Here is a 17,529-nt window from a genome sequence, read left to right on the forward strand (position 1 = left end):
TCAATTAGCTTAAAATATGTTAAAATATTGTTTCTGCCGATATAATATTTTAAGTTGCATCCCAAACACTATCCTTATTAACAACTATGAACAAACTCATTTTTACGCTGGCATTTATCCTTACCGGCGCATCGGCATTTGCACAAACGTTTACGTTTAACCAGGGTGGCCCAACCGTTAAAAACTATTATACCGAACTGCCTTATCAAAACATTTATGGCAAACTGGTGGTAACTGTTGAACTGGGTGGCAGCAAACACCGCTTTTTGTTTGATACCGGGGCACCCGTAGCATTAAGCAAACAACTTGCGGCCCAAATAAATGCCAAAACCATGCATGTTGGTGTAATAAACGATGCCAATGGTGCGGCCGACTCCACCACCATCGTCGGCATTGATGATATCAGGCTGGGCGATGTAATCTTTAGCGGCATCCCGGCGCTTGTGTTACTGCCAGATATGTATAAGTGCTGGAATGTTGAGGGGGTGGTGGGCAGCAATATGCTTCGCAATTCAATTGTAAGTATAGTAGCCGACAGGCAGGTGATTATTATTACAGACGAGCCCGACAAACTGATCTTGAACAAAAAGTATAGCGTACCGCTGGTGCTTGATGCCAATAACAACCACCAAAGCGACCCGGTTATAAAGGTATTTATAAATAAGGTAAGCGCGTTTATGGCTTTTGACAGTGGCCAAAGCGCATTTATGCGCTTCACCGACGATTACATGAACCAACTTAGTAAGCTAAACGCCTGCCAGGTAGTTGATAAAGGTTATGGTGCCAGCCAGATTGGAGCGTTTGGTTTGCAGGCCAATGCCGATAAATTCCTGGTGGGCGTTGCATCGCTAAACATAGGCCGCGCCCGTTTTGATAATATAACTGCCGAAACCAACAAAACCGGCAATTCGGCCTTTGGCACTAAACTGTTGGATTATGGTAACGTCACCCTCGATTTTATACATGGCAAGTTTTACTTTGATCCCCGTACGGAAACCACCAATCTCGCCGAAAAGCATTGGCCCTTTTCTCCCACTATGCAGGGCAACAAACTGGTAGTTGGTGTGGTATGGCAAAAAGGCGCAAGCCTGGTTAAGCCCGGCGAACAGATTACCGCTATTAACGGCAAAGATTATTCGGAAGTGAGCCTGTGCGATATGTTAAATAACAAACCGCCCCTTGCCGGTTATGAAACAGGCACCATAACCATAAAAGATGCCGGCGGCCAGCTACGCAATGTACAAATAGTGAAGGAGTAGCCGGGCGTTGCCCACACCGGTATAAGTGTGTGCAAGGCCATACACTCATACTGCACAGGCCTTATTCACGGGCCGGTATCCCAATTAATTATGGAGTTAAAGTTGATTTAATATCGAACACCGAATATCCAATTTCGAATAATGAAGGAAAAACTTCGGTGTTGGATATTCGAAATTCAGTGTTCGATATTATTTTTACCTTCTATTTTCTCTTAACTTATTCGCAGGCCGGTATCCGTTTCTGTCCTTAACGCAAACTTCCGTTAATTAAAAATGGCTGTCCGTCCGTCCAGGTGTGCCACTCTTTAACGGACAAATCCGGACGGGTATGGTTAAAACCAGTTTTGCCAAAAATTTGCCTGTCCGCCCCTGTCCGTTTTTGTCCTGTTCCCCCTTGCGGACGGACACCCAAAAAGGGCAACCATCGTTTAAGTTTAGGGGCAAGGGTATTTACACTGCCATTGGCAGTAGGCTTTATTACGCAGGCAATCAATCAACCAAACAGCCGCGTATTATTGCTTGCACTTTAGTAAATTTACCGGCACTTATCGCAATGAAAATAAAGTTCAAACTAACACAAGCTACGCATGTTGCCCCTCGAGTTGTAGTTGACAAAATAGTATCCCTGTTAGAGGGCAACGACTATAGGATTACTAACTTAACCAGTAGTATTGTTGAATTCAATGACAGTACCTGGAAATTAAGATGGAGGCACGAAGCCACAGCACGGTTGGATGGAGGAAAGTTTGAGCTTAGCGTATCGGGAGATGAGGTTTTGGTAACCTTTAGTTATTACACAAGTTTAACAGTACAACTACTTATATTTATTGCCCTTTCAATAGCTTTAATAAAAGACCATCAATATATTGGTATTTTATTTTTTTTGGCATTTTACCTTTTTGGCATATCGATTCAATTAATTACCCAAAGAGGTACAGCAAAAAATATGTTAAAGAGTATATTGAGCAGTTTACCCTGATTTTTTACTGCCCTTATTTTTTTATTGCCCTTCAATTAATAAAAACCGCGTTTTTATAAAATACCTCTCCTTACCTTAAATTTATATAAAGTGGGGAAAGCGGGCGGGTGCATGCTATCTGGTGTGCTTATGTGGTTGGTTGTGTTTTTGTCCGTCCGCTTTGGTGTCCCGGTACATGTCGGACAGGGCGGACAAGTTTGTGTGGGGCTGTTGTGGTGTCCGTCCGCCCACAGGTGTAGGACAGTATCGGACGGAAGCGGACAGTTTTTAATGCTTTTTTAAACAGAGCAGACCCATTACAAATATACAGAAATTTCTTTAAAATAAAGAAAAGCATTAAAAAATAGTCATCAAACGATGCCCGTCCGCTTTTGTCCGAAATAGAGTGAGGACAACTGTGCGGACGGACGGCCTTATCGCTCCCGGGTTTTGCGTTAAGGACAGAAACGGATACCGGCCCGCGCCTAAGGCTTTGTGCGCGTATGAGTGTATGGCCTGACCCGCAGGGAACGCCATTGTTATTTCGGATGTGGGAATTTCGATTTCGGATTTATTTTGATTTGCGGCTTGTTTAAACCTACGGGCGAGGGTAAAAATTAGTATGCTTTTTACCTTTCGCCTTTAACCTTTTACCTTTCCGCCTAAATTGTATCTTTGCAGCTATTATGAGCAAATCAACCGACGAACTTTTTAAAAATGTTATATCGCATGCCAAGGAGTATGGCTTTGTTTTCCCATCCAGCGAAATTTATGATGGTTTAAGCGCTGTTTACGATTACGGCCAAAATGGTGCCGAGCTGAAGAACAACATTAAAACCTACTGGTGGAAAGCCATGGTGCAAATGCATGACAACATTGTTGGTATTGATAGCGCCATATTTATGCACCCCAAAATTTGGAAAGCCAGCGGCCACGTTGATGGTTTCAGCGATCCGATGATTGATAACAAGGATTCGAAGAAGCGTTACCGCGCCGATCAGCTTTTGGAGGATAAGATTGACCGTTACGATAAAGACGGTAAAACCGATAAAGCCGAGCAGTTACAGCACGATATGGACGAGGCCCTTAAAAACGAGGACCTGCCCCGCCTTAAAGAACTGATTATTGAGCACGAAATTGCCTGCCCGGTAAGCGGTACCCGCAACTGGACAGATGTACGCCAGTTTAACCTGATGTTTAGCACCCAAATGGGCGCCGTAGCCGATGATGCCGACCTGATTTACCTTCGCCCGGAAACCGCGCAGGGTATTTTTGTGAACTACCTGAATGTGCAAAAATCGGGCAGGATGAAAATTCCTTTCGGTATAGCGCAAATAGGTAAGGCTTTCCGTAACGAGGTTATTGCCCGCCAGTTCATTATCCGCATGCGCGAGTTTGAACAAATGGAGATGCAATACTTTGTACGCCCTGGCACGCAAAAGGAATGGTTTGAAAAATGGAAAGCTGCCCGTTTAAAATGGCACCTTGCCCTGGGAACCGATGCCGCCAAATACCGTTACCACGAACACGTAAAACTGGCCCATTATGCCGATGCCGCTTTTGATATTGAGTTTGAGTTTCCGTTTGGATTTAAAGAAGTAGAGGGCATACACAGCCGTACCGATTTTGATTTAAGCCAGCACGAAAAATTCTCGAACAAAAAGATGCAATACTTTGACCCCGAGGTTGATCCTGAAACAGGCAAACCTTATGGCAACTATGTGCCTTACGTAATTGAAACTTCGATAGGGTTAGACAGGATGTTCCTGCTTACCATGATAAACGCTTTTGAAGAAGAAGACCTGAGCACCGAAGAGAAACAGGACAGCCGCACCGTGCTGCACCTGCATCCTTGCCTTGCACCAGTTAAAGCCGCTATTTTCCCGCTTACCAAAAAAGATGGTTTGCCCGAGAAAGCCCGCGAAATTATGGACCGCCTGAAGCTTGACTTTAACATACAGTACGAAGAAAAAGATGCCATTGGCAAGCGCTACCGCCGCCAGGACGCGATAGGTACACCTTTCTGTATCACGGTAGATCACCAGAGTTTAGAGGACGATACCGTAACCATCCGCTACCGCGATACCATGGCCCAGGAACGCGTAGCCAGCGCCGACCTGGAAAAAATCATCGGCGACCAGGTAAGCTGGAAAAATTTGCTGAAGTAACCCTCTTTGTTAATTCTTTAAAAGGAGAAAAATAAATATTGACCATGTCATTGCGAGCGCAGCGTGGCAATCTCTTAGCTGTACAGAGCGAATGTGTGCATCTACGAGATTGCTTTGCGCACTAGCAATCTGATAAACCGCCTCATTAAAACGCTGGCTACGACTCACCCGGTCTACGCTTCGCTGGACCACCCTCTCTCCGGCTAAGGCCGCAAAGAGGGTTGAGGAAGAAAAACAAAACTTTCTGTCCCCTCTATGCGCGAAGCGGAGAGAGGGGTGACGAGCGTAGCGATGTCGGGGTGAGTCTTCTGCAGCTGTCGCATGCACATAGCCCCCGCTTCGGCTCATTATAGCAATAATCTTACATATTATGTTTTTGTTAAGTAACACATCATAACCGTTTGATTGTTTAGTTTTGATGTACAATCATCCGGTTATGAAACAAAAGCTACTCATCGGCTTAGCTATTTTAGCATCGTCAGTTACATCATTTGCCCAAACACCGGGCAAAATAGCCCAAACAGGGCAGGTTTTATTACCCAACGGCTGGAAGCTTAGCCCGGCAGGCACATCCCTCCCACTTGGCGATTTGCCGCTCAACATCCAGCTATCGGCCTCGGGCAAGCTGCTGGCGGTTACCAACAACGGGCAAAGTACCCAGTCCATCCAGCTTATCGACCCAAAAAACGAGAAGCTGCTGGATGAAAAGGTGGTAGCCAAATCATGGTACGGGCTTACTTTTAGCAAAGACGAGAAAAAACTTTACGCGTCGGGCGGTAACGATAACCTGATCTATGTTTTTAATATAACCGGTACTAAGCTGGGCAAACCCGATACTATTAAGCTGGCGCCAAAATCATGGCCCAAAGACAAGGTATCGCCGAGTGGCATAGCTGTCAATAAAAGCGACACCAGGCTGTATGTGGTTACTAAAGAGGATAGCACACTTTATACGGTTAACCCTAACGATGGTAAAACATTACAACGGCTTAAGCTGCCATCGGAGGGTTATAGCTGCGTCTTATCGCCAAATGAAAAAACGCTTTATATTTCTTTATGGGGATGCGGCCAGCTTGGTATTTACGATGTAGCTACCCAAACGCTTAAAACTATTAAAACAGGCAGCAACCCTAACGAATTGCTGCTGAATAAAAAAGGCAGCCTGCTGTTTGTAGCCAACGCCAATGACAACTCGGTATCGGTAATAAACACGGCAACACACAGGGCGCTTGAAACTATTTCAACAGCCTTATACCCTACCCATCTTACCGGCTCAACTACCAACGGCCTGGCCTTATCGGCCGATGAAAAAACGTTGTACATAGCCAATGCCGATAACAACTGCCTGGCCGTGTTTGATGTAAGCAAACCCGGGGCTGCCCATAGCATGGGCTTTATCCCTGTAGGCTGGTATCCTACCAACGTTAAAACGCTTGGTAAAAAAATACTGGTTGCCAACGGCAAAGGTTTTACATCAATGGCCAACCCAAAAGGCCCGCAGCCTGTAAAAAAGGCCGATAACAGCGGCTATCAAAAGGGGGCTATCAATAGCAGGGAACAATACATTGGCGGCTTATTTAAAGGCGCACTGTCGTTTATAAACGCCCCATCGGTAAATGAGCTTAAGGCCTATACCAAACAGGTGTATGCCAACACGCCTTTTAACAATAAAATAGCCAAAACGGCACCGGGCGAAGAGGGCAACCCTATCCCCCGCCGCATGGGCGAAAAATCGCCTATTAAGCATGTGTTTTATATTATTAAAGAAAACCGCACTTACGACCAGGTTTTGGGTGATATGCCGCAGGGCAACGGCGATACTTCGCTGTGTATTTTTGATAAAAAAGTAACGCCCAACCACCACGCCATTGCCAGCGAGTTTGTACTGCTTGATAACTTTTATGTAGACGCAGAAGTAAGTGCGGACGGACACAACTGGAGCAACGCCGCCTACGCTACCGATTTTGTAGAGAAAACATGGCCAACCAGCTATGGTAGCCGTGGTGGTAATTACGACTACGAGGGCACCCGCAAAACAGCCTACCCCCGCGATGGCTTTATATGGGATTACTGCAAACGGGCCGGTGTAAGCTACCGCACCTACGGCGAATTTGTTACCGATGGCAACCCGGGCAAGGCCAGCCTTAAGTCGTTAGAGGGGCATTACTGCACGCAGTCGCCGGGTTTTGACCTCAATGTGAAGGATATTAAACGCGTAGAGATCTGGAAACACGATTTCGATTCATTACTGGCTATTAACGCTGTGCCACGTTTTAACAGCGTGAGGATTGGGAACGACCATACCAGCGGGCAGCGTAAAGGTGCCCTATCGCCCATAGCGGCTGTTGGCGATAATGACCAGGCAATAGGGCAGTTTATTGAATATCTTTCAAAAAGCCCTATCTGGAAAGAGTCGGTCGTATTTATTTTAGAGGATGACGCCCAAAACGGGCCCGACCATGTGGATGCGCACCGCTCGCCGGTATTTGTTGCCGGGCCGTATGTAAAGCGCAACACGGTGGTACATGGCATGTACTCCACTTCGGGCGTTTTACGCACCATCGAGCTGATATTAGGCCTGCCGCCCATGAGCCAGTACGATGCAGCCGCCATGCCGTTATATGATTGCTTTACCAGCAAAGCAGACTTTAGCCCATACGTGGCCAAAGCCCCACAGGTTGACCTGGAGCAGCGCAACGTTGCGGTAAATGAGAGCAGCCGCCGGTCGGAATTGTTTAACCTGGCCAGGGAAGATGCCGCACCGGATATCGATTTGAATGAAGTGATCTGGAAATTTGTTAAAGGCGAAAGCGCGGTTATGCCCGCGCCCAAACGGAGCGCTTTTGTGATATTGGAGCCAAAGAAAGAAGAAGATGATGATTAGTTTAAGTACTTAGTCCTAAGCACTAAGTCGAAAGTTAATTTATCTTTTGACTTAAAACTTTCGACTCAAGACTATCCTTCATTACAGCATTAACTATGTGAAGGAAATATGAATTAATTGAAATTAGAAAATCTAACTTTGAAGTAATTCCTGAAATTCAAACAAATCCCTAACTTCGGGTTCTGTCAAATTCTAATTGTTATGATTACCATCGAAAACGAATACCTGAAGGCAAGCATCGATACCAAAGGTGCGCAGTTAAGTTCATTAATTGATAAGGCAACCGGTGTTGAACACCTTTGGCAGGCCGATGCCGCCATTTGGCCCTGGCATGCACCCAACTTATTCCCTGTAGTAGGTGGCTTAATTGATAACCACCTGGTGGTTGATGGCAGCAAGTATCCCATGGGCCGCCATGGCTTTGCCAGGCAATCGGAGTTTATAACATTAGATGCCGGTGATGTTTCGGCAAGCTTTTCCTTACCTTATTGCGATAATACGTTAAAGGCATACCCCTTTAAGTTTGATTACCAGGTACTGTATACGTTGATAGATAACGCCCTCAGGATAACTTACAAGGTAATTAACCTTGATAAAAAAACAATCTACTTTTCTGTTGGTGCCCACCCGGCGTTTAACGTTCCATTTAACAAAGGCGAGAAATACGAGGATTATTACATTGAATTTGAAACAGATGAACACCTGGAAACAGAACTACTATCTGCCGATGGTTTTTTTAATGGCGAAAGTCACCCGGTAGCCACGCCCAAAAACAGGCTGCAATTAACCCGCGATTTATTTAATGCCGATGCCCTGGTGTTTAAAGAGTTAAAATCGAGGATGGTAACCATAAAAAGCGACAAGCACGGCCAAACGCTATCGGTTGAGTTCCCCCACTTTAGCTACCTGGGTATCTGGGCCAAACCCGGTGCCGATTTTGTATGCATCGAGCCCTGGTTAGGCTGCGCTGATACCGCAGGCGAGCAAAAAGACATTAAACACAAAGAAGCTATCCAAAAACTTAGCCCCGGCCATGTTTTTGAAGCGCCATTTTTTGTAAGTTTTTAGGGGGGGGGTATAAATCATCATTACTTCGTTCATACCCATGACATATTCAATTTACCTGTCATCCTGAGGTACGAAGGATCTATCAGCTGTGTATGACCGATAGAAAAGTTCGCGAACAGATCTTTCTTTCCTTATAATAACATATTTATAAGTAACTGATTGTCAATATAAAACTACCGTCATTGCGAGGTACGAAGCAATCCCCTACATGCTAAGTCCCACATAGTTCTGGATTGCTTCGTACCTCGCAATGACGGTAGTTTAGAACATTCGTTTAACTATATTTCGTTGCGTGTCATGCCCTCTTTTTCAGGATCATCCTGATGGTCACTCAGGATGACAGTCTTTTATCTTTGAATGTTATTTCCCCTTTAAAGTTTCGCAAAATTTTATAGCTCAAGATGACAGTCTTACCATCACGCCGTCTTTTGCGTCGCCAGTTTCTTCAGCTCATCCTTGGTTTTGGCAAACCAAACTTTATTGGTTTTGCGTTCCATGGCGCTTAGCTGGCGTTCTTCGTTCAGGATATCGGCAAAAACCTGGTAGGCATCATCTGCGCGGTTTTGCCTTATCAGGAACAACCCGTACTGGTAACGGGGCTCAAAGTACGAGTAGCGGCCCTTCATCGCCTTAAATTCCTTTTCGGCTAAATCAGCCTGACCCGTGTTTTCCAGGGCTTCTGCGTACTTCATATGCGCTTTTGAGCGGGCAAACTGGGGTAGTTTATAAATTTTCTGCGCTAACGGGATAATCTCCTGGTAACGCTGCTGCTCGTAATAGGCAATAATTAATTGGGCAAGCACATGTTCATTCTCGGCAAAGGCACCCGTTAGGCTGGCCTGGTATATCTCCACAGCTTTATCGGTAAAACCTGCCTCCAGGTACGCATCGGCCAGCTTTACTTTGTTTGCAAAGGTATCAGTAAAGCGCAGCTCATCTTCCAGCCGTTTTAGTTTTACACCGGGGTTAAGCACAGCGCCAACGTCCACTTTAGGCATACGGATGGAATGGCGGTTGGTTAAAATTTCTTTATAAATATAAATAAGGCAACCCAAAACAGGGATAACAATAAGTATCCAAAGCCATTGTTGTTGAGTACCCCTACGCAGGCAATGAATAATACAAAAGGCTTCTAAAATAAGTACCAAATAATAATAGCTGCCGCCGCCAAAAAGCATATTCATATTGCAAAAGGTATTAGAGTTGTAGTTACCATCAAAAATAAAAAATTGCAGCGTTTACCGGCATCATTTTAAGTTAAAATAATGCTTTTTTGCTTTCAGCCCTCATGTTTATAAATAATGCCCGTTGCAGTTAATTTTAGGCGACCCGCCATTACTGTGCCCGATGCCAAACTAATATGAACAACGCTCGCGGTAATGCTGTAATCACGAATGGCTGAAAGATTCAAAAGCGTAAACAAAGCCGGATTTCAATTTGGCAACCCGCCTACGGAATATAAGCGACAGCAGCAGGTGATATCACAAAATCTGCTACCCCTGTCTATTTTTTAATATTAAATTCACAAACCATACAATTTATTTATATCAATAATCTTTTTTAACATATGTTGATAATCTGATAAATACAGTTTATTAACGTAGTAAAATAATATTCTTTTTGTTTATTATTAATTAAAAATAGTTCATACATTAGTATAACCATTTTACATAAACCTACTATCAAAAACAGTATTATGAGCACATTAACCGCAACCTCTTACGATGTAATTCAGGAACTTCAAAATCAGATCAATGATGACAGCGACTTTGCAAACGCGCTAACCGCCTCGTTAGTGTCGGCAAATAATTTGGCTATTAACAACCTCGATCCTGATTTGTACAGTGCACTCAATGATTTATACTCGGGCTTTGGGTGGCCTACCATCCCCGGCGATTACATTACCTACCTTACGTTTTTTGCAGAAGTAATACCCAGCGAAAACACGGGCATTTATGATCCATGGGAAAATACCCCAGGGCAAAACGGCTATAGCCAGGAGATATATGACCGCCTGTGCCAATTTTACTGGCTGGTAGACCAGGGTGCCGCCGGTGTTACCTTGCAAAACTATCAAAGCTCCATTAATGAGTTTACGTTTGCTGGCTGGCTTGACCAATACGCAACGGCCTGGGGTAGTTTTTTAGATACCCCCGCTTCGCTTACACCAGAAGCACTTCAATCCTACTGGAACGATCCGGAATATAACCTGCCCGACTATGCTAACGACTCGCCTAACTGGGTTTCATTCAACACCTTTTTTTACAGACAACTTAATTCAACACAACCCGATGGCTCGCCTATGCGCCCGGTTGCTAATCCTTATGACAATACCATCATCTGCTCGCCGGCCGATTGTACTTTTAAAGCATATTACCAGATTGACCAGGACGGGAATGTGATTGATAGCGACGGAAATTTCACAACAGTTACCTTAAAGCAAACGCATACCATAGGCAATATCAACGATTTACTTGGCGAAGCGGGAAGCCAGTACGCCGGTAATTTTTATAACGGCACTTTTGTTCATTATTTTTTAAGCCCGTTTGACTATCACCGTTTTCACACACCGGTGAGCGGCACCGTCCTTGACCTGGTAGCGGTACCCGGTAATGTATACCTTGCAGTTAATATAACCAATAACCAGTTTGATGCCCCCGATGCAGCCGAAGACGGATATGAGTTTACCCAAGCCAGAGGCGTATTGGTAATTGACACCAGCACAAGCGGATCTGACGTAGGGCTGGTTGCTACCATACCTATCGGGATGGCCCAGGTATCATCAGTTAACATGTATACAGATACCCTGCAGGGGCAACAAGTAGATAAAGGACAAGAGTTTGGCTATTTTGCCTTTGGGGGATCTGATATTATTATGCTTTTTGAACCACCTCTTGACGACCTTAAGTTTATCACCGATGTAGCAAACGCCCAGGAACCATCAAGCTATCAGGATGTTAATTCATTTCACTTCAGATATGGAGAGCCTTCTGTTATTATTGTATGATGAATTAATAACAGGGAGACTTCCCGCGGAATAAATAAAAAGGCGATCAGTGTTTTCACTTGATCGCCCTTTTAATGGGTCTGAGATAGTGTTGTTAAAATCAATATCTGGTCGTAAATCATTTCCCCTTTCCAGCGGCTCAAACTAACAACCTAAGCCCTATAGCGGGTACTATTTTTGATGATGTTTACATCACGCCTACCATTCCTCGCGCCACTCTTCGGTTACGTCGCCATCATAAAACAATCCGGCTGCTTCGGCTGCCTTTTGGATAAACTCGGCCAGGTCTTCGCGCTCCATGGTTTCAATAAAATAATCGTGCTTAATATTTAACTCGTCAAAACCTTTCACAACGGTTTCGATAGCTTTCCAAATGGTTCTTTCATTGGTGGCAGCCTGCAGGGCGGCCAGGTAATTATCCAGCAAAACATCACTTGCGGCAATAGCTTCTTCTGTAAAAAAATCGCTGCCGTCATCTAATTGCGCTTTCCAACCTACTGTCGGCCTTTGGGTTTTTATCGGTTCCATAAGGTTTTGTGGATTTATATGGCCTAAGATAGTTTAATGACAGTGTTTTTGCAAAACATAATCAAGGCACCAGGTACAGGAGTTGCAAGAGGGCGGTTTTAGTGGGCATCGGGAATTTCTACTTTCCCAACTTTAACCTGTTGCTTTTTTTTGATAGTGAGGATAACCAGCGGAATACAGCAGGCATTTAAAATGGCCAGCAGCAAAAACGCGTCCATATAGCTCAGCAAAAAGGTTTGCCTTACCACTACCCTTTCCAGGGCCTCGATAGATTGGGCAAGGGCGTGTAGGTAGTTGGCACCATGCGCCATAAAATTGCTGATGTATGATTGTTGGCGGTGTATAGTTAAATCATCGGCAGCGGTTACGTGGGTTATCAGGGCCATCCGGTTGGCAGCTTCACGGTGGGCAATATACGTATTGGTGAGTGCGATACCGAATGAGCCGCCCATTTGCCGCATCATGTTATTTAAAGCGGCCCCCTGGGGTATGTCGGCAGGCTTAAGCTCCGACACTGCCAGCGCAGTAAGCGGCACAATCAATAAAGCAGCCCCCAAACCCCTGAAAATAAGCGGCAGCAGGAAATTGGCATCGCCGGATTGCAGGCTGTTGCGCGACATGAGGTAACCAAAAGCCGCCGTCAACCCAAAACCGCAGATAATCAGGTATTGCGGCCTGATGCCGCTCTGGATCATCTTACCCAAAAAAGGCGAGATCATGGCAGCCATCAACGTCCCCGGTAATAGGATAGTTCCTGTCTGGAAAGCAGTATAGCCAATAATGCGCTGCGTATACAACGGGAAAACAAACAAGGCACTAAGCAGCCCAAAACCCAGCACAAATGTCATGACGGCCGAAATAGCAAGCGTACTGCTTTTAAGTACCCGCAGGTTAATAACCGGGTTATCGATAACCAACTGTCGCCATATTAACAGGAACAGGCTAATAAAGGCAATAACACTTAAGGCGATGATGTAATTGGCGGCAAACCAATCGTCGGTTTGACCACGCTCTAAAACTACCTGCAAAGCACCTATGCCAATTACCAATAATATGATGCCCCACCAGTCGATGGCCTTTTGAACAGGCGGCCTGGGTGTTTCCTTTATAAAAATGTAAGATAGAAATGCCGCCGCCAGGCCTATTGGGATGTTAACATAAAAAATCCACTGCCATTGGTAATTATCAACAATAAAACCTCCCAGCACCGGGCCTATAGAAGGGCCTATGATGATACCCAGGCTAAAAATACCGCTGGCGATAGGCCTGTCTTTAACAGAAAATGTATCAAACAAAATAGATTGTGAAGTAGATAGCAACGCCCCGCCGCCTATGCCCTGCAAAAACCTGAAGATAACTAACTCCCATAAATTGGTAGAGAAACCACACATAACCGATGCAGCCGTAAACAGTAGTATCGACCCGATGTAGTACTGCTTACGGCCAAATGTTTGCGCCAGGAAACTGGTCATCGGGATAATGATAACGTTGGCAATAGCGTACGAGGTAATAACCCAGGCTGTATCCTCAAGAGTGGAGCCCAGGTTACCGCTCATGGTATTAATTGATACGTTTACAATAGTCGAATCAATAAGTTCGATGATTGTTGATGTGATAATGGTGATAACGATGATCCACTTTCTGAAACCGGTTTCCATACGGCATTTTTTTTGAAACAAAAGTAGATGCACCTTGTAAAAACCGGCTTATAGAATTCAATCAAATAATTATAAAATTCAAATACACATTAAAAGCACTTATAGCTAAATGCGAACAATCTTACTTTAAATTGACAAATCAACCACGAATTGGCGACTTTTGAATCTATAAAAATCAAACACAAATTTGCAATAGTAAAGGCAACCCTTTAGCTTTACATATGCTTACAGAAACCCTGCAGGAATTTTACCAGCGCCACCCCGACGGAACCAACAATCCTTTTAGCATGAACAATGCCGGGCAGGGGCATTTCAACGTTTTTTTGCGCAGGGGCTGCGTTAAACGATCTCCGTTTGGGCGGCGGGATTTTTATAAGATAGCCCTTGTAATAGGCACCGGCATTATGCATTACACCGATAACCAGGTTATTATTGACAGACCGGCACTGGTATTTTCAGGCCCATTGGTACCATCGTCATGGGAGCAAAACTCCGTGGAGCAAACAGGCTGGTTTTGCCTGTTTACCGAGGCCTTTATTGAATCGCACGAGCATCAGCATGCCATCCGGAATTTCCCGTTGTTTAGGCCCGATACCAACCACATTCTTTTTTTAGACGATGCGCAACTTGCCTTTCTATCAGCTGTGCTTAACAAAATGATGCAAGAGATGGATTCCGACTATCCAAATAAATACGATTTATTGCGCAGCTATCTTCAAATTATGCTGCATGAAGCGTTGAAAATACAGCCGCCACAAACTGCCGAAAAAAACATGAGCGGGGCCGCAAGGATAACCAGTTTATTTTTAGAACACCTGGAGCGCCAGTTTCCTATTGATTCGCCTGGGCAATACCTTAAACTGAAAACTGCCAACGATTTTGCCCAAAACCTGGCTGTGCATGTAAACCATTTAAACCGGTCTGTAAAAGAGATAACCGGAAAAACAACAACCCACCACATTAGCGAGAGGATTTTGAAAGAAGCCCATGCCCTGCTGAAACATACCGACTGGACCATAGCCCAGATTGCCAATGGACTTGGCTTTGAAGAACCTGCCTATTTTACCAACTTTTTTAAAAAACATACAGGGGCGGCACCAGGAGTGTCGAGGGCGTTGATTGTTTAATTATATTTTATCAGTAACAAAATGAACTGGTTAACGTCATAAGTATATTAATACAGATTACCGCAACCTGCAAGTTTTGCTGAATTATTATTAAAAATTAACCCATTAATAACACCTATCATGGCCACAAAAGAATCATTCTCTATAAACGGAGACATCCTGCTTAAAAAAGTAAAAGACCTGATTGCCGAAGGCAACATCAGAAAAATAACTATAACCGATCATTCAGGCAAAGAGCTAATGACTTTCCCATTGGCGGTGGGCCTGGTGGGCATTTTCCTGGCGCCTGTATTGGCGGCAGTTGGCGCAGTAGCCGCGTTAGTTGGCGAGTGTACCATCACTGTTGAACGGGAAGAACCTAAAGAACCGGAAGCCGAAGAAAAAGAAGAAATATAAAATAACTACCGTAATTTGGCGACAAAAAAAATGGACATGCCTGCACCCCATATTTCGTCGCCAGATTACGTTACCAGCTTCAGTTTCGACTATATTGAAACCTATTCGTTTCAGCGCGGAGGTGATTACCAACTAAGATCAAATGTAATCTCTGCTGAGCTTGATACACTTAAAATCCGTAGCGAAAATGAAGGACTCAGCACCGACGAACAAGAACGATACGCCTATTTGAACAATGTTTATTATAAGGTGGGACAATGTATTATTGACGAAAACGGGCAATTTCATCAATCAGCCATAAAAACAAATACTTTTAAACGACAGACCGCTGAAGTTGATCGCTTAATAACGATATTGAATATCCCGGCTGTTAACATCCCCTATTGGATGTGTGCCCCTGTTTACCGCGACGCGGTGGTATTCTATGACAAGGACGGCAACATTACCTCGACACTAAACGTTTGCCTTGGCTGTGAATACATGGCTATCCAACCATCCGAAGAAATAAATGCGGACGCCGAAGCCTACAGGTTAATAAAACAGTTTTTTATCGATTTAGGACACCAGGTTCAAGATGACAAACCCACGGTTATCTAATCATACCGGTTATCTGTCTGTGTCGAGATTAAACAGGCATTTACTCCTTATGCTTCGGTAAAAAGCTAAGAAGCTATTTAACATTACCGGTGCTTTTAAGCGCCCAGTACACCAGCACGGGCTGAAAAAACAGCCTCGCAAACCGTTTACCATCCGTATCTAATCCAAAGGCGCTGCGTTTGTTTACATATTGCGAGATATTGCCGGGGAATATAGCGGTAAAGAAGGCGGCAGCTATTTTACCTGTAGTAGCCTTGTATTTTTTGGGGGCCAGCACCAATGCGCCTCCTAATGTTATTTCGGCAATACCCGAGTACACTACGGTATCGTCTATTTTTAATGGTACCCAGTCGGGCACTTGTGCTTTAAAATCTTTACGTGCAAATGTAAGATGGCTGATACCTGCAAATATTAAACCTGTGCCTAATAATAGCCGGGCGGCTGTTTTTATGTTTTCGTCTTTCACGGTAGTTTATTTACAATTTTGATTAACTATACAAATACCATTCCATCTATAAAATATTACCGGCCGGTAATTGCGGCGGCAGCAAAAAGCAATTTTTATCTGCCCGTTGAATCGAATTAATCAACAGTCATTTTACTTGACGGTTTTTAGGTTAAATCTGCCTACACAACGGCCTTTACTCCCGGCACCTTAACTAACACCGCCGCCAGCAAAAATGAACCAACAACAGCGCCTGGAGCAACAACTAACAACTTAAAGGCCGGATCGACAGCCCATGGTTTAAGCAACACCGATAACGATATCAATACCAGCGGGTGAAAAATATAAACGCAGAAAGTTAGGCGGGAAAGCTTTTTAAAAAAAGCCGATTGATTGTTCCACGTTTGGCAGGCTATCCCCAACAGGGCAACGATGATAAAAATACCTGTGAATTGCTCCCAAACAGCATACATTAATGATTGCCAGTTGCCATGCCCATTGAGGGTTTCGATAGGGCTTTTGCTGATAGTTACTACGGCGTACAATACAGGAAATAATACTACTATCATGATCAACGCCATTACGGCAAATTTTTTACCCAATTGATAATTTACATTATTCAGCCATCGTCCCCGCGAAGCTATAATACCCAAAGCAAACAAAGCTACATACTGCGCAAAATGCCCTATCTGGAAACCAACCGGTTTCAAGATCCAACCGATGGGAAAAAGCCACCGCGTAAAGTAGCTGGCAAGTGCCAGCGCGATGGTAAATAAAATAATTTTCCAGCCACCTGGCGGCATTGGGTTTACTACACCTGGCTTTTTATCAAACCAAAATCTTACTACAACATACAACACGCTGAATAACAATAAAGCCGCTACAAACCAAAGCACCCCAAAATTTATCCAGGGGTGAAAGCCGCCCAGAAATTGCAGATAGGTAATGTTGTTCCCCTGGGCAAATCTATAAACAAGGTAACTTAAAACCGGCGAAAGTATAAACGAATAAAATATGAGCGGGATACCAAGACGTTTCAATCTGTCGCCCAAAAACTTCAAAGCGCCCTTTTTATTATATGACGATTCGGTAAAGTATGCAGAAAGGAAAAAGAAGAAGCCCATGAAAAACGCCTGGTTGGTAGCTACAAACAAAGTCATAGGGATAAGCGCAGCCTTAAGCGTGGTTTTTTCGCTAAAATACCAGCCTCCGGGCGCGCCATAGGTAATAAATGCATGATGCATGATCACCAAAACGGTAAGCACTACCTTTAAATTATCTACATAACCTATTTTGGGGCCGTTGCCATTTGCTGTCGCAGGGATACCGGTTTCTGTTTGCATAAAGCTTTCGATAAAATATATTGTGAAACAGACGGCAATTTTACGCCCTTGTTACAGCATACTGTAAAATTATCTGCCTTTATTTTTTTAT

Annotated in this window: 14 protein-coding genes; 9 read left to right on the top strand and 5 right to left on the bottom strand. The window is 44.2% G+C overall.

The window, feature by feature from the left end:
* Positions 1-86 precede the first annotated feature (86 nt).
* The 5 genes from FSB76_RS06640 to FSB76_RS06660 all read left to right on the top strand — a co-directional run bounded on the left by FSB76_RS06640 (position 87) and on the right by FSB76_RS06660 (position 8,337).
* Positions 87-1,259: a retropepsin-like aspartic protease gene (locus tag FSB76_RS06640; RefSeq protein WP_147052852.1), complete on the top strand. Its 1,173-nt coding sequence runs from the start codon at positions 87-89 to the stop codon at positions 1,257-1,259.
* 328 nt (positions 1,260-1,587) lie between these two features.
* Positions 1,588-2,238, top strand: a complete 651-nt coding sequence (locus tag FSB76_RS06645; RefSeq protein WP_147052853.1) for a hypothetical protein — start codon at positions 1,588-1,590, stop codon at positions 2,236-2,238.
* A gap of 665 nt (positions 2,239-2,903) precedes the next feature.
* Positions 2,904-4,385, top strand: coding sequence for a glycine--tRNA ligase (locus FSB76_RS06650; protein ID WP_147052854.1), 1,482 nt, complete (start codon positions 2,904-2,906; stop codon positions 4,383-4,385).
* Between the two features lie 436 nt (positions 4,386-4,821).
* Positions 4,822-7,269, top strand: coding sequence for a bifunctional YncE family protein/alkaline phosphatase family protein (locus FSB76_RS06655; RefSeq protein WP_147052855.1), 2,448 nt, complete (start codon positions 4,822-4,824; stop codon positions 7,267-7,269).
* A 201-nt stretch (positions 7,270-7,470) separates the two neighbouring features.
* Positions 7,471-8,337, top strand: coding sequence for an aldose 1-epimerase family protein (locus FSB76_RS06660; RefSeq protein ID WP_147052856.1), 867 nt, complete (start codon positions 7,471-7,473; stop codon positions 8,335-8,337).
* Between the two features lie 416 nt (positions 8,338-8,753).
* On the opposite strand, the gene FSB76_RS06665 is transcribed toward FSB76_RS06660, so the two are convergent.
* Positions 8,754-9,521, bottom strand: a complete 768-nt coding sequence (locus tag FSB76_RS06665) for a PLDc N-terminal domain-containing protein (RefSeq protein WP_225976438.1) — start codon at positions 9,519-9,521, stop codon at positions 8,754-8,756.
* Positions 9,522-10,033: 512 nt separating this feature from the next.
* On the opposite strand from FSB76_RS06665, the gene FSB76_RS06670 reads away from it, so the two are divergent.
* Positions 10,034-11,344, top strand: a complete 1,311-nt coding sequence (locus FSB76_RS06670) for a phosphatidylserine decarboxylase (protein WP_147052857.1) — start codon at positions 10,034-10,036, stop codon at positions 11,342-11,344.
* 198 nt (positions 11,345-11,542) lie between these two features.
* On the opposite strand, the gene FSB76_RS06675 is transcribed toward FSB76_RS06670, so the two are convergent.
* Together FSB76_RS06675 and FSB76_RS06680 are read right to left on the bottom strand one after the other, a co-directional pair.
* Positions 11,543-11,872: a hypothetical protein gene (locus tag FSB76_RS06675; RefSeq protein WP_147052858.1), complete on the bottom strand. Its 330-nt coding sequence runs from the start codon at positions 11,870-11,872 to the stop codon at positions 11,543-11,545.
* Between the two features lie 98 nt (positions 11,873-11,970).
* The gene (locus tag FSB76_RS06680; RefSeq protein WP_147052859.1) at positions 11,971-13,530 is read right to left on the bottom strand and encodes a DHA2 family efflux MFS transporter permease subunit; all 1,560 of its coding nucleotides are present in this window, start codon (positions 13,528-13,530) and stop codon (positions 11,971-11,973) included.
* A gap of 221 nt (positions 13,531-13,751) precedes the next feature.
* Here FSB76_RS06680 and FSB76_RS06685 point away from each other — a divergent pair, with 221 nt between their 5' ends.
* The 3 genes from FSB76_RS06685 to FSB76_RS06695 all read left to right on the top strand — a co-directional run bounded on the left by FSB76_RS06685 (position 13,752) and on the right by FSB76_RS06695 (position 15,650).
* Entirely contained in the window at positions 13,752-14,657 is a 906-nt protein-coding gene (locus FSB76_RS06685; RefSeq protein ID WP_147052860.1) for a helix-turn-helix domain-containing protein, read from the top strand.
* A 120-nt stretch (positions 14,658-14,777) separates the two neighbouring features.
* Positions 14,778-15,053 (top strand): DUF4342 domain-containing protein, encoded by a 276-nt coding sequence (locus FSB76_RS06690; protein WP_147052861.1) that lies wholly within the window; start codon positions 14,778-14,780, stop codon positions 15,051-15,053.
* 30 nt (positions 15,054-15,083) lie between these two features.
* Entirely contained in the window at positions 15,084-15,650 is a 567-nt protein-coding gene (locus FSB76_RS06695; protein WP_147052862.1) for a hypothetical protein, read from the top strand.
* 73 nt (positions 15,651-15,723) lie between these two features.
* Here FSB76_RS06695 and FSB76_RS06700 read toward each other — a convergent pair whose 3' ends face one another.
* Positions 15,724-16,116, bottom strand: coding sequence for a DoxX family protein (locus FSB76_RS06700; protein ID WP_147052863.1), 393 nt, complete (start codon positions 16,114-16,116; stop codon positions 15,724-15,726).
* Between the two features lie 161 nt (positions 16,117-16,277).
* Positions 16,278-17,438: an acyltransferase family protein gene (locus FSB76_RS06705; protein WP_147052864.1), complete on the bottom strand. Its 1,161-nt coding sequence runs from the start codon at positions 17,436-17,438 to the stop codon at positions 16,278-16,280.
* Positions 17,439-17,529 lie beyond the last annotated feature (91 nt).

Source organism: Mucilaginibacter ginsenosidivorax (assembly GCF_007971525.1).
Taxonomy (GTDB): domain Bacteria; phylum Bacteroidota; class Bacteroidia; order Sphingobacteriales; family Sphingobacteriaceae; genus Mucilaginibacter; species Mucilaginibacter ginsenosidivorax.